The sequence below is a fragment of the Helicobacter sp. MIT 14-3879 genome, from assembly GCF_003364125.1.
In genome coordinates, this window is record NZ_NXLP01000168.1 from 1 (window position 1) to 916 (window position 916).

1 protein-coding gene is annotated in these 916 nt (G+C 35.3%); it reads left to right on the forward strand.

What is annotated here, in order from left to right:
* Positions 1-189: 189 nt before the first annotated feature.
* Positions 190-916: Plug domain-containing protein (locus CQA44_RS12180; protein ID WP_181881921.1), on the forward strand; the 727-nt coding region annotated here is incomplete at its 3' end.

Genomic DNA, 916 nt, shown 5'->3' on the forward strand with positions numbered 1-916 from the left:
CAAAGAATATGCCACACATTATCCATTTTCATGTCAAAAGATTCAAATTCTAAGAGATGGATTGAACACTAACTTTAGTCAAAGTATGATAAATCTTCTATTTCTCTCCCAATTAAGCTATATTTAATATATTAATGATAATAATTATCTATTTACATTACACAATATTCATTATAAAAAGGAATGGTTATGTCATTGAATCTCTCTTTCTTTATAAAATCTATAAGACATATAATAAAATCTATACTTTGTATAGTGCTTTGTTGTGTGAATCTGTCTGCACAAGCACTAGATTCCAAACAAGAATCTCCTCACACACAATCTTCTACAAAAGAAACACAGCATACACAATCTCATGCCACCAAGCATTATCATTTAAATGCTATTACTACCACATTCACAACAAATAGTCATCTTAAAACCTATCAATCAGGCAGCACTATTAACACACAACTCTTAGAATCTCATCCTAGTGGTAATGGCGACATTACTTCAGTCCTTAGAATCTTACCCAATGTGCAATATGATAACGCACAACTAAGAAGCACGACACCCGGAGAAATTGACCCTGCTAATATCAGTATTAGTGGCGGGCTTTTCTACCAAAATAACTTTATGCTTGATGGATTGAATATGAATAATGATTTAGACCCTGCAAGTTCTCAAGGGAACAACCCTGTCGCTACCAATGCTTTGCCGGGCAGAAGTCAAGGCTTAGCCATTGACACAAGCCTCTTAGAATCTATTACTGTGCAAGATTCTAATATCAGCGCAGCCTATGGAGGATTCACAGGTGGTGTCATAGAAGCAAACACCAGACGCCCTACTAAGAAATTTGGTGCAAATATAAGTTATCAAATCACACAAGGCAATGCCCATTCTGATGCTTTCTCAATGACAAATTATCATCTCTATG